This is a genomic window from Sphingomonas sp. OV641 (assembly GCF_900109205.1).
Classification (GTDB): Bacteria; Pseudomonadota; Alphaproteobacteria; order Sphingomonadales; family Sphingomonadaceae; genus Sphingomonas.
In genome coordinates, this window is sequence record NZ_FNZB01000009.1 from 1 (window position 1) to 13,112 (window position 13,112).

Here is a 13,112-nt window from a genome sequence, read left to right on the forward strand (position 1 = left end):
TCGACGACGGACTGGAGGCGGTGGAAGCGGCCGTGCGAGAGGCGCTGCTGGCCGGCACCGCCAGCGACGACGTCATCGTCAACATCCTGGCCCGCAGGCGAGAACCGCCACGACCGCTGACCATTGTCACCCCCGAGGACCTGGCGCTGCGCCATCCGCCCCGCGCCGACTGCAACCGCTATGACAGCCTGCGAGGCCTCCATGCAGCGGCATGAGATGATGACGGCCATGACCGAGTTGGGGCTGAAGGGCATGGCTGGCGCCTTCGACGAGGCGGTGACCACCGGTCTCCAGCGCAAGCGCACGACCATGGAGGTCCTGACCGACCTGCTGCGTGCCGAGGCGACGCACCGCCATGCAGCGTCGGTTCGTTACCGGATGTCGGCCGCCAGGCTGCCGGCGGTGAAGGACCTCGACGCCTTCGTCTTCGGCGACACTCCCATCAACGAAGGACTGGTGCGCTCCCTGCACAGCGGCTCGTTCCTCCCCGGCCGGCGCAACGTCGTGCTGGTCGGTGGGACGGGCACCGGCAAGACGCACCTCGCCACCGCCATCACCGCCAATGTGGTACGAGCCGGCGCCCGCGGGCGCTACTTCAACACGGTGGACCTGGTGAACCGGCTCGAGGAGGAAACGCGCCTCGGCAAGGCCGGCACGTTGGCGGCCCAGCTCTCGCGTCTCGACCTCGTGGTGCTCGACGAGCTTGGCTACCTGCCGTTTGCACGCTCGGGCGGTCAGCTGCTCTTCCATCTCGTCAGCAAGCTCTATGAGCAGACCTCGGTCATCGTCACCACGAACCTGGCCTTCGGTGAGTGGCCGACCGTCTTTGGCGACCCCAAGATGACCACCGCGCTGCTCGACCGCATTACCCACCACTGCGACATCGTCGAGACCGGCAACGACAGCTGGCGATTCAAGCACCGCAGCTGACGCGCGGGACCACCGGCAGAAGATGCTTCGCGCTGGTTGCGCCTCCGGTCGGGCTACGCCCGCCCTACGCCGCAACCAGCGCGAACGGCACGCCCGCCATACCCGTCACACCGCTCGACAAACGGGGTCCCTTTTGGACGCCGATAGGGGGTCCTTTTTGGACGCCGATTGACACCGGTCGCGAGCATATCGATCCGATTGCGGATCGGAGGCACCCATACGTTCGTGAGGCCGGGCACGCGCACTGTGCGGTCCAGCTCCTCCACCAGCTTTGCCGGCGTCATCCCCGCGCGCCATTGATCGCGCGGCTTGAATTGGATGGTCGTCTCGAACATCTCGAGCGGTGCCGGGTCGGTCGCGGTCTCGGCGCGTCCGGCTTTGCCGAACACGGTTTTGACCTCGGGAACGGTTTTTATCAGCCGGTCTGTGCGCTGGAGCAGGGCCGAGGCGCTCGCGGCCGAAAGGCCGGGAAGCGCGGACGGCATGTAGAGCAGATCGCCCTCATCCATCGTCGGGATGAACTCGCCACCCAATCGGGTCAGCGGCCATGCCGTCGTCGCCAGTACCAGGGCGGCGATGCCGATCGCCGCCCAAGGCCGCGCCAACACGCGGTCGAGCGCCGGGCGATAGGCACGGGTGAGCACGCGGTTGATAATGTTGTCGTTCTCGGCCGGAATGCGTCCCCGGATCAGCCATCCCATCAGGACCGGCACGAGCGTTACCGACAGGATCGCCGCTGCCGCCATCGCATAGCTCTTGGTGAAGGCGAGCGGGGCGAACAGCCGTCCCTCCTGCGCTTCGAGCGTGAACACCGGCACGAACGACAGCGTGATGATGACGAGGCTGAAGAACAGCGCCGGCCCGACCTCGGCCGCGGCCTCGGTGATGACGCGCCAGCGTTCCTCGCCCGCCAGCGCCACGCCCGGATGGTCGTGTTCCCATCGCTCGATCCGCTTGTGCGCGTTCTCGATCATCACGATCGCGGCATCGACCATCGCGCCGATCGCGATGGCGATACCGCCCAAAGACATGATGTTGGCGTTCACCCCCTGCACACGCATGACGAGCAAGGCCGCGAGCACCCCCAGAGGCAAGGTGACGATCGCGACCAGCGCAGACCGGACATGCCACAGAAACAACCCGCAGATGATCGCGACGACGACGAACTCCTCGATCAGCTTGCCCGTCAAATTCTCCACCGCGCGGTCGATCAATTGCGAGCGGTCATAGGTGGTGACGATCTCGACGCCGGGGGGAAGGCTCGCTTTCAGTTCCGCGAGCTTGGCCTTGACGGCTTCGATCGTCTGCCGTGCATTCTTGCCCTGACGCAGGATGACGACTCCGCCCGCGACCTCGCCTTCGCCGTTCAGCTCGGCGATGCCGCGGCGCATCTCGGGGCCGATCTGGATCGACGCGACGTCGCCCAAGGTAACGGGGACGCCGGCACCGGCGACCTTGAGCGGGATCGCGCGGAAATCGTCGACGGTGCGCAAGTAACCTGACGCGCGCACCATATATTCGGCTTCGCCCAGCTCGAGGACGGACCCGCCGGCCTCCTGATTGGCGCGGCGAATGGCATCGACGGCCTGAGTGTGCGTGACACCGAATGCGGCGAGCCGCGTCGGGTCGAGCAGCACCTGATATTGCTTCACCATTCCGCCGATGCTCGCCACCTCCGCAACGCCGGGCAGCGTTTTCAGTTCATAACGTAGGAACCAGTCCTGCAAGGATCGGAGCTGCGACAGGTCACGGCGGCCGGTGCGGTCCAACAGCGTGTATTCATAGACCCAGCCGACCCCCGTCGCATCAGGACCCAGCGCGGCCTGCGCGCCTTGGGGAAGCCGTCCCTGCACCTGGCTCAGATACTCCAGCACGCGTGAGCGCGCCCAATAGAGGTCGGTCCCATCCTCGAAGAGGACATAGACGTAGCTGTCGCCGAAGAACGAATAGCCGCGCACGGTTTTCGCGCCAGGCACGGACAGCATCGTCGTGGTGAGCGGATACGTCACCTGGTTCTCGACGATCTGCGGGGCTTGGCCCGGCCAGCTCGTGCGGATGATGACCTGCGTGTCGGACAGGTCGGGGAGCGCATCGACGGGGGTGGCACGCATTGCGAACACCCCGGCCATGGCGAGCGCGATGGCCGCCAGGACGACGAGGAAGCGGTTCGCGACCGACCAGCGGATGATCGCGGCAATCATCGCCCAGCCTCGCGCGTCATGCGGCGCAGCGTTGGACCATCGGCGGGTTGATCAAAGCCGAACCGCACCCGCTCACCCTTGCGATACCCACGCACCAACGCGGGATCGGCGACGCGGAACGTCATTGTCATGGCCGGCCAGCCGATCGCCGGAACGGGCTGATGGGACAGGGTGACGGAACTGCGATCGATCGCCTCGATGCTGCCGACCGTCTCGTAGATCGACGCGGTGGGTTTCACGGCCGGCTTTGTTGCGGGTGACGCTTCGACACCAATCGGACGCGCATCGAGGCCAGCGAGGCTCGCTTCGGAGTCGATCAGGAACTGGCCCGACGCGACAACCTTCTCACCCTCGGTCAGGCCGGCGACTATCTCGGTTTTGCCGCCGCCTTCTGCGCCAGTGCGAACCTCGGCGGGTCGAAAGCGTCCACCCGGCCCTGCCAACATGACGAGTGTGCGCCGGCCGGTCCGGATCACGGCCTCACTCGGAACAAGGAGTGCATCGCGGCTCCCCTGGTCGAGCGCCACGCTGGCGAACATACCGGGGCGCAACCGGCCGGCACGGTTGGGGAGCTCGACGCGGATTGTGAGCGTGCGGCTCGCTGCCTCGGCCTGGGGCAGGATCGCAGCGATGCGGCCCCTGAAGCTTTCGCCCGGGAAAGCCGCCAGCGTGGCGATGACGGGCGTGCCGATCCGCAGGTTTCCTGCGAGGGCCTCAGGGACAGCCGCGTTCAGCCACACGGTGGCGAGGCCGTTCACCTCCGCCAGTGTCTGTCCTTGCGCGACCGTCATCCCCTGTCGGACGCCGAGCGTCTTGATGACGCCCCCCACGGGCGTGCTGATCGTCGTCACACCTTGCGGTCGGCCGCGCCACTCCGCCGATGCAATCGATCCGGCGGGCATCCCGAGAAGCAACAGGCGCTCTCGTGCCGCCCGCGTGAGCCCGGCATCCCCGGTGCGGCGCACGGCGAGATACTCCGCCTGCGCGCCCGCCCATTCGGGCACAAGGATATCGGCGAGCGGGGCGCCTGCCGGCACGACATCGCCTGGCGCGCGCGCATAGACGCGCTGAACGAAGCCGCCGCTGCGTGCCTGCACGACCGCAACGTTGCGGTCATTGAACTCGATGCTGCCGGTTGCCGAGGCCGAGTTTGACAACGATCCGCGTTCGACCGTGACGATCCGCGCGCCGAGCCGCTGGAGGCTGGCCGGATCGATCGCTACGCCCGGTGCGGCGCTACCGCCTGCGCCCTCGTCGGCATAGCGGGGGATCAGTTTCATCCTCATCGACGAGAGACCCGGGCCGTCGTGCCGCTCCCCCGGGATCATCGGATCATACCAGTAGAGGATCTTCTTCTGCGGGGCTGGGGATGCCGTTTGATCGGCAGCCGAGGACGTGCCAAGTTTCGCGAGCCCGAAGCCCACGCCCCCTGCGACCAGCACCAGCGCGCTTACCGCGGTGACAAGGCGGGCGCGGGTAATGGTAGTGTCGCTCATCGATCGGCGCTCCCGAAGGTAATGGTGAGGCGGACAGAGTCTGCGGCGACGAGCGCCTCACGGTCGAGCACGGTCAGCTCGGCGTCGGCGAGCGCGGTCTTGGCTTCGATGGCATCCGCAAGACTCGCGCGACCGGCAGAGTAGCTCGCTATCTCCAGATCGGCTCGCTTCCGAGCGAGCGGAAGGAGCACGTCGCGCGCGCGCTGCCATTGGCTGTGATGCATTTGGTGGTCCGCCAGCGCGGCCTCCAGATCGGCTGCCAATGTGCGCCGGGTTTCTTCGCGCGCGGCCTCGGCCTGCGCCTGTGCGGATTTGCGGGCTTCGATGCGCGGGTTCTGACGCGATCGAGCGAACAGCGGCAGGCTCATCGAAACTCCCGCCGACACCATGTCGCCATACCGGGGGTCACGGCGTTGATAAGCTACCTCTACCCCCCAATCGGGTCGCTTCTCCGCTCGCGCCGCATCCACGTCGGCCTGGGCGCGCTGAATACCGGCCTCGGCGAGAACCATGTCGGAGTGAAGGCTGAGCGCGTCCCGCAGCCGCGCCGGAGCCAGATCGATCGCGGGCATATCGCCGGCAATCTCGGGCGCCGATACGCCGGTCCAGCGAGCCAGCATCGCGCGGGCGCGCGCAACGGCGGCCATCAACTCGTCGCGGCGGTCGTCGAGTGCCGCGATCTCCTGATCGGTCGTCAGTGTCTGACCAGGGCGGACCGAACCGGTCGTCACGGCGGCCCGCGCAGCGGAAGGGAGAGATCGAAGGAATAGCAGAACGGTGTCGAGGGCAGCTAGTCGACGCTCGGCATAAGCAAGGTCGATCCATGCCTGCCCCGCTCCCAATCGCACCTCCCGGAGCTTGGTCGCTTGCGATGCTTCTGCCGTTGCGATCACGGCGCGTGCCTGCGCTTGCGCGGCATGACGCTTGGCAAGGTTGGGTAGGTCCTGTTGGAAACCGACACGCCCCATCGTCATGTCGTCTCTGGATAGGGAGAAGGCGGGTGGCCCAGAGACAGGATAATTCTCGATTCCGATCGACACACGGGGGTCCGGAAGGCTTCCCGCCGCACGTGCATCGGCTTGGGCGGCGCTGACCCCCGCGCGACCGGCAACCGCTCCCGGGGCGTTGGCAACCGCATCGCGCAGCGCTTGGTCATAGGTAAGTGTCTGCGCGTGCGCGGCGCTCGTCGTGAGCGCGGCGACCGCGAGCATCATGGATGCGCGCATCCCTCTAGTCCCTTCATGTCATAATGATGGCCGGGCTCCAAATGGTTGATCGGAGCCCGGCACCTGTTCAGGCTCGCCAGCTTAAGTTGACTGGCCGCCCTTCATTGACATGCAGGCGTCGCGACCGCGTTCCATCATCGGGCACACGCAGGCGCTCGACTGGGGAACGTCCGTAACCCATACGCGACGTGGGGCTTGAAGCGGCGCCCGCGGGCCCGGCTGGTAATTGGAACGCCACTCCCAATGACCATTGCTTTTATTTTCAGATGTGGCCGCCGTCGCTGCCGACGCGGCGAGGCTAGCGGCAAATACCGCCAAGATGAACGTTTTCATGTCACTTTCCAATTTGATCGAGATTTAAAATCGGCAGAGCCGCAACCGGCGAACGGCTGCAGCCTGACACGGCTTGACTCGATCAAACGGTAGGCGGTTCGGGCTCGGGAGCGACGTTGAGGCCGGCAAGTGCCCGGCTGGCAGGCCAGATAACGATTTGAGATGCGATCGAGCGCTTCAGCACTCTTGCCGGCTCCTCAAACGTCATGGGAACAACGCATCCCATTTGGGCGATACACGCCAGCGTCAGTCCTTTGCATGGGTGTTCCGATGACGGATCCGGGGTCGCCATACCCGCGCAATCCATGCGGGATGGGGTGACATGGCTCATCGCCATCTTGGGTGAGAGCGATGGGCCGGCCGCATACGCAATTCCTTGGCCCAAAAGGCCAAGCAACGCTCCAACAAGAAGCAAGAGAGAAAGACGAGCTTTCAACACCCGGATACTATCCCAATTGTCAACGCCGAGGTCAATACGGGTGGTTTGCCGGGTGCCGTAGTGCCGGCATGAAGCGCCGGGGAAGATTTGCCGCTCACAAGACAACCTGTCGTTTAGGCGCCGTGGCTAGCAAAGACACGCCGGCCAGCGGCACCGAACGCAATGACGTCATAGGGCTGGGTTCTCATGCCGGGCACCTCCATGCCCGGTGAGCCCATCGGCATTCCGGCCACGGCCAAGCCGCGCACGCCTTTAGGATGCTGGGCCAGCGCGCGCTTCATGTCCGCGATCGGGACATGTCCCTCAAACGCCATGCCGTCGATGATCGCGGTATGGCAGGACGCGAGGTCAGCGGGCAGGCCGATCTTACGCTGCAGCACCTCACGGCGATCATCGTCGATGATCTGGACCTTGCGGCCGAACTGCTGACGCACCTGCGCCGCCCATTTCTCGCAACAGCCGCAACCCGGATCGCGGTGCATGGCGATGTCGGCCGCGGCCGATGCGACCGCTGGGATGGTCATTAGCAAGGCGGCGACGGCGCCACGAACACCATTCTTCATCATCAGCTCCTAAAAGGAAATCCCCGCCCTGCCGGGGGGTAGGGGGATCGACAGGGCGGGGCAGCGCTCCCTTATTGCGGGCGCTTGCCGTGCTTGCTGAGCCACGCCTGCAGCTCGGCAATATCCTTTTCCTGTTTCGTGATCGTCATCTGCGCCATGCGCTTGGTCTCGGCGTCGCGCGCGTCACGCACCGCAACGCGCGACATGGCGATGGCGCCTCGGTGATGCTCGATCATCTTGCGCGTCCACATTTCGGCCGCGTCGCCCTGCTTGGCCGCCATCATCTTCTGATGCATGTCCATCTCGGCCTGGCCGTAGGGATTGCCGGCCATCATGCCCGCCATGTCGTCGTGGTTCATGCCGGCCATCTGACCGTGGTTCATGCCCTGCATTCCGCCGCTCTGCTGCGCGAGGGCGGGCGTGGCGAGCAGCGCCAAAGCTGCGAATGTTGGTGCGAAGCGCATTATTGATCTCCCTGGGTTCTAAGACTTCTACGCGTGCGAGGCGGCTATCCCTCACCCGGGGTGCTAGAACGCGCGAGAAATTGTCAGGAAACAGGACTTTATTTCCGAGGGCTACGCTCCTGAGCCGCGTATATTATGCCTCGATCACGATGTTGCGACGCCGCGTTTTGGGCCATCGCATGTAGAGAAGCACTGCCCCCCCTAACCAAAGCGCAAGCCCACCGATCGCGAAGGCGAGCAGCCAGGGCGTGTTGAAGTTCTCGTGATTCGTCCAATCCATGATGTGAAGGCCCCAGAAGAAGTCGTAGAGCCGCCAAGTGCCGGTTCGGACAGCCGAGATCCGACCGGTGTCGGCCGCGACAAAGACGCGGGTGGAATCGAGGTCGGCGAACGCGACGCGCCAGGCGGGGAGCGTGCCGCGATATTCGGGGCTGGCGCGCTCGATCCGCTCTACCTTCGCCGCTGGTCGAGCACCGCCACGCCATGCCAAACGCGCGATCTCCTCGGCCTCACGAGCCGTTGGTGCTGGCAGCGCTTGGCCCGTCGCGGCGTCGAACAGGCGCGTTCCCTTGGCTGTCGCGACCTCGGCGACCGGGCGGCCAAGCCACATGCGATAGGTGATGGCCTCGATGGGCGCATCTGCTGCGCCTACGATCGCCGATGGTGGGGCGAACGTGCTGCCGCGGGGAAGGGGCGCCGCGGCTTTGCGGTCAACGAGGTGATCGCCATGCACCCGATCGATCGGCAGGAAGCTCATCAGGGCGCCGCTTGCGAACCATAGCAGGAGCTGCGCGCCGATGATGATCGCGAGCCATTTGTGCGTGCGGCTCGCGAGTAGATGCAGCCTCAGTTTCGCGCTTTTCAGAACCACTCCTCCCTCAACCTCGTCGCCGGGGTCACTTCATACCCGGCATGTCCTTCATCATCTCGTCGTGATCGGCCGGGGCGCTCGCGACCAGTGCCTTATACTGTTCGGGCGTCATGCCGGGGAGCTTGCGGACGAACGCGACCATATTCCAAATTAGGGGGTCGGGATGCGTCTTGCCCCATGCCGGCATGGCGCTGAGCTTCACCCCGTGCTTGATGATCCAGAATTGCTGGGCGGGGGTGAGATCTTGAGCGCGCGCGAGTTCCGGCGCCTGTGGATAGAGGCCCTGGCTCATCTCGGATTTCTCGACGCCGGGGCCGAGATGGCAACCGGAACACATTTCTCCGTAAAGGCCCGCGCCGACTGACACGCGCTGCGCCGATGCCAGATCGGCCGGGGGTGTTATGCCGCGCGCGCGTGCCTCAATCGACCGATCGCGCAGGCGTTCGAGCATTGAATAGACCGCCGGCGTGTGCGGTTCGTCGGCCGCGATGTTATACACGCCAAGGTAGATAAACGCGGCTGCGCCCAGCGCCAGGACGATCGCCAGGGCGCCTACGAACGGCAGGCTCGGGAAGTGCTGCCTTATCGAGCGCCTGCCGTCTTGAGCCATCTGTTCCTCCATCGATCAGAACCAGACACGAACGCCGGCGACGATGCTCTTGGACGTTGCGCGATCCCCATCGGCGCGCGCGTAGCGGGCGGTGTCGCCGAAGCGGCGATCCCATGACACGCCGACATAGGGGGCGAACTCGCGCCGGATCTCATAACGCAGCCGCAATCCAAGCTCGGCGTTGGATAGGCCCGATCCGATCCGGTTTTCCGGCACGTCCTGCGCAGCGAAATTGAGCTCGGCGCGCGGTTGCAGGATCAGCCGCTGGGTGATGCGCTGGTCGTAATAGCCCTCAAGCCGCCCTAGCAGGTCGCCCTTGTTGGACAGGAATACCGCGCCCTCTAGCTCGAAGAAGCCCGGTGCCAGCCCCTCCAGCCCGACGGTCGCATAGGTGCGTTTCGGGGACGGCCCCAAATCCTGGCGGACACCCGCTTGTAGATTGAAATAAGGGCCAATGGTCCGGCTATAGAGCGCCTGCACCTCGGCGCTCTCGATGCCCTCGCGGAAGGCTCCCTCGCCCTCAGACTTGATGAAGAGGCGGTTGATGTCACCCCCGAACCACGCCTCGCCATCCCAGCGATAGCCGTCACGACCGTTGCGGAATTGATACTCAGCGAGGTTCAATAGCACCTGGCTGAAGTTTTGACCGCCGTGATGCTGCTGAAGGTGATGGCGACCCATCGCCATCGCGTCCGCGCCGTAAACGCTGTCGGCCGCATGGTCGGTCGGCAGGGGCGGGGCGGGGGCGTTTCCTGCGGGAAGCGCGGTGCCAGTCTGCTGCACCCCATCGGCCGCCATGCCTGGCATTCCGGCCATTCCCGACATGCCCTGCATGTCGTGGCCGCTGTGCTGGTCGGCTGGCATGGTCATCCCCGGCATCGCCGAATGGTCCATGCCCTGCATCGGCTGCTGGGAGCCCTGAGGGACCGTTTGGCCGTTTCCGGGCATCTGCATCCCCGGCATGGCTTCCATGCCCTGCTGTGAGCCCTGCGGAGCCGCATGGTCCATGCCGGGCATAGACGAGTGATCCATGCCCGGCATGGTCCCGTGATCCATACCATTCATGCCGGCCGTTGGCGCGGCGCGGCGTTTCGTCGTCGAAGCTGATGGTCGCCTCGCAGGAGCTGACCTAGTCTTGGCCGGCTTGCCTTTGGCCGTGGGCTTCACCACCGGCTTCTTTTTCGCAGGCATCGGCATGGTCATGCCCGGCATTGCCGAATGATCCATGCCCTGCATCGACTGAGCGGCGACAGGACCGGCGATGCCGAGCATGGTGGCGGCGGCGAGCGCCGCGGTCAGCCGGTTCATGCCGCCTCTCCCGCGAACGGGCGAACGGTGACGACGCGCATCATGCCTGCGGTCATGTGGTAGAGATTGTGACAGTGGAACGCCCAATCGCCGGGTGCATCGGCGGTCAGATCAAAGGTCATCTTGCCTCCAGGCGGCACGTTGACGGTGTGCTTGCGCGGCGCATGATTGCCGTGCCCCGTCACCAGCTCGAAGAAATGGCCGTGGAGATGGATGGGGTGCGGCATCATCGTATCGTTGACCAACGTCACCCGCGCCCGCTCGCCTTTGCGGAACGGGATGGGGTCGGCGGGATCGCTCAGCTTCTGCCCGTCGAAGCCCCACATGTAGCGCTCCATGTTACCGGTCAGATGGATCTCGAACTGACGCGACGGCGCGCGCACGTCGGGGTTGGGCGCGAGCGAAACGAGGTCGCGATAGGTGAGGACGCGGTGATCCAGGCCCTCCAGACCCTGGGGCGGTTCACCGCTACGGTCCTTCGGCATCGGGGAGATGGTCTGCACGCCCGGCCCCATCTTCACGCCCGGCGCATTCTTCGGGTCGCGCATGTTCATGTTCATGCCGCCACCCGACCCGTGGTCCATCCCGGCCATGCCGCCAGCCTGGCCCGATCCGCCCGACATGGCACTATGGTCCATGCCGGCCATGCCAGCACCGCCCGCTGCCATTTGGCTATGGTCCATCCCGGGCATTACAGCGCCGCCCATCTGGCTGTGGTCCATGCCCGACATGCCGGACATGCCCGCCATCGCTGCGCCTGCCGCGACCGTCCCGTGATCGGTCGGCCCCTTCCAGCCCGTCAGCTTCCAAAGATTGCGCGAGGCGTTCTGCATCAAGGTGGGGTCCGGCCCGCGCGTGGCGACCGGGCTCTCGTCCTTCATGCCGGACATGCCCTGCATCCCGCCCATGCTCCCCATGTCCATGCCCATATCGGTCATGGTCAGCAGCGTGCGCGGACGAAGCGGCGGGACCGGGGCGACCATCCCCTCACGCGGGGCGAGCGTCGCCCGGCCCATGCCGGAGCGATCGATAGCCTCGGAGACGAAGCTGTAGGCCCGGTCCTCGGGCGTCACGATCACGTCGAACGTCTCGGCAACGCCGATCTGGAACTCGTCGATCTTCACCGGACGGACATTCTGCCCATCGGCCTGCACGACGGTCATCGGCAGGTCGGGGATGCGGACGTTGAAGTTGGTCTGCGCCGCGGCGTTGATGATCCGCAAGCGGACCCGCTCGCCCGGCTTGAACAGCCCCGTCCAGTTGTCATACGGCCCGTAGCCGTTGACCAGGAAGGTATAGGTCGAGCCGGTGACGTCGGCGATGTCGGCGGGGTCCATTCGCATCTTTCCCCACTCGATCCGGTCCTTGAGCGGCATTTCCCGACCCGCGAGCAAGCCCGCGAGGGTCGGCCGCTGATAGTTGAAATAGGCGCCGCCCATCTGCTTCAGCTTCCGGAAAATCTGCTCGCCGGTCATCTGGCTGTGGTCGGACAGCACGATCACATGCTCGCGGTCGAACGCGATCGGATCGGCACCGGCCGGGTCGATCACGATCGGCCCGTAAAGTCCGCCCTGCTCCTGCTCGCCGGAATGGCTGTGATACCAGTAGGTGCCCGACTGGATGATCGGGAACTCGTAGATGAAGGTCGAGCGCGCCTTGATGCCGGGGAAGCTGATGCCGGGCACGCCGTCCATCGCGAACGGCACGAGCAGCCCATGCCAGTGGATCGAACTGTCCTCGTCGAGATTGTTGGTGACGGAGAGGCGGACCTTTTGCCCCTCCTTCAAGCGAATGAGAGGGGCCGGCACCGTGCCGTTGACGCCGATTGCGGGCGTCGACTTGCCGTCGACGGGAAGTCTGAAACTGTCGATCGTCAGCGCGATGTCAGTGCCCGAGACGGTCGGCAGCGGTTTGACGATCCCGCCCGAGACAGGCTGCGCCCACGCGGGCATATAGGCGGTCAGCGCCATGCCACCGCCAGCAAGGGCGGCGCCGCGAAGCATCTGGCGGCGATCGATAGTGCGGCTCATACGGTCCTCAAGGCTCTCGAACGGGAGTGTCCCTCTAGCCTTGATACGCAGCTCAGGGCGCTATCCCTCAGCGCCCGCCCAATCGCTCCAGCAACTTCGATCGCGCGCGATAGAGGCGGGTTTCTACCGCCTTTTCGCTGATCGACAACACTGCCGCGGTTTCAGCCTGGCTCAACCCCTCGATCGTGCGCAGCACCAAGGATTCCTTCAATGCGGTCGGCAAGCCCGCAATGGCGCGCGTCACGCGGTCGAGTTCCTGTCGGTCGCCCGTCGCGTCGTCGATCGCCACCTGGTCGTCTGCAATGGCTTCGGCTTCCGGGCCGATCGGTGCGGCGAACGCCAGAAAGCGCCGCACGGTGCGCTTGCGCCCCCAATCGCGGCACTTGTTGATCGCGATCGTCGATAGCCACGCGCGCATCGATCGATCGCCGTCGTAGCGGGGCAGGGCCTGATGCGCCGCGACGAAGGTCTCCTGCAGAAGGTCCAGCGCCTCGTCGGCCTCGCCGACGCACGCGCGCACCATGCGGAAGATTGACTGCCGATGGCGGCGCATGATCTCGGCGAAGGCGGCTTCGCGCCCGGCGATGCTGAGGGTCGCCAGCTCGCCGTCCGTAAGCGTGGTCCAGTCGAGGCTCACGCGC

General features: G+C 65.6%; 10 protein-coding genes and 2 pseudogenes. 2 read left to right on the top strand and 10 right to left on the bottom strand.

What is annotated here, in order from left to right; all coding sequences use genetic code 11:
• Together BMX36_RS19220 and istB are read left to right on the top strand one after the other, a co-directional pair.
• Positions 1-215 (top strand): annotated as a pseudogene (locus BMX36_RS19220) (IS21 family transposase); the annotation flags it as partial.
• Positions 202-930, top strand: coding sequence for an IS21-like element helper ATPase IstB (gene istB, locus BMX36_RS19225; protein ID WP_061781605.1), 729 nt, complete (start codon positions 202-204; stop codon positions 928-930). The pseudogene BMX36_RS19220 and the gene istB, both read left to right, overlap by 14 nt.
• 170 nt (positions 931-1,100) lie before the next feature.
• Here istB and BMX36_RS19230 read toward each other — a convergent pair.
• From BMX36_RS19230 to BMX36_RS19275, 10 genes and pseudogenes are all read right to left on the bottom strand, one after another.
• A pseudogene (locus BMX36_RS19230) lies at positions 1,101-3,131 on the bottom strand (efflux RND transporter permease subunit); the annotation flags it as partial.
• Complete coding sequence (locus BMX36_RS19235; RefSeq protein WP_043060764.1) at positions 3,128-4,627, bottom strand: efflux RND transporter periplasmic adaptor subunit; 1,500 nt, start codon at positions 4,625-4,627, stop codon at positions 3,128-3,130. The gene BMX36_RS19235 and the pseudogene BMX36_RS19230, both read right to left, overlap by 4 nt.
• Positions 4,624-5,841 (bottom strand): TolC family protein, encoded by a 1,218-nt coding sequence (locus BMX36_RS19240; protein WP_018251210.1) that lies wholly within the window; start codon positions 5,839-5,841, stop codon positions 4,624-4,626. The genes BMX36_RS19235 and BMX36_RS19240 overlap by 4 nt, the downstream gene beginning before the upstream one ends.
• Positions 5,842-6,738: 897 nt before the next feature.
• Positions 6,739-7,191 (bottom strand): DUF411 domain-containing protein, encoded by a 453-nt coding sequence (locus tag BMX36_RS19245; RefSeq protein WP_017980778.1) that lies wholly within the window; start codon positions 7,189-7,191, stop codon positions 6,739-6,741.
• Positions 7,192-7,259: 68 nt separating this feature from the next.
• Positions 7,260-7,652: a DUF305 domain-containing protein gene (locus tag BMX36_RS19250; protein WP_042469554.1), complete on the bottom strand. Its 393-nt coding sequence runs from the start codon at positions 7,650-7,652 to the stop codon at positions 7,260-7,262.
• 133 nt (positions 7,653-7,785) lie between these two features.
• The gene (locus BMX36_RS19255) at positions 7,786-8,523 is read right to left on the bottom strand and encodes a PepSY domain-containing protein (protein ID WP_017980780.1); all 738 of its coding nucleotides are present in this window, start codon (positions 8,521-8,523) and stop codon (positions 7,786-7,788) included.
• 25 nt (positions 8,524-8,548) lie between these two features.
• Entirely contained in the window at positions 8,549-9,145 is a 597-nt protein-coding gene (locus tag BMX36_RS19260) for a c-type cytochrome (protein WP_017980781.1), read from the bottom strand.
• Between the two features lie 3 nt (positions 9,146-9,148).
• Positions 9,149-10,441 carry a copper resistance protein B gene (locus BMX36_RS19265; RefSeq protein WP_043060765.1) on the bottom strand — a complete coding sequence of 431 codons (1,293 nt, stop codon included), beginning with the start codon at positions 10,439-10,441 and terminating at the stop codon, positions 9,149-9,151.
• Positions 10,438-12,471 carry a copper resistance system multicopper oxidase gene (locus BMX36_RS19270; RefSeq protein WP_018251213.1) on the bottom strand — a complete coding sequence of 678 codons (2,034 nt, stop codon included), beginning with the start codon at positions 12,469-12,471 and terminating at the stop codon, positions 10,438-10,440. Before BMX36_RS19270 ends, BMX36_RS19265 begins: the two co-directional genes overlap by 4 nt.
• Positions 12,472-12,538: 67 nt before the next feature.
• Positions 12,539-13,108, bottom strand: coding sequence for an RNA polymerase sigma factor (locus tag BMX36_RS19275; protein ID WP_018251214.1), 570 nt, complete (start codon positions 13,106-13,108; stop codon positions 12,539-12,541).
• Between the last annotated feature and the right edge of the window lie 4 nt (positions 13,109-13,112).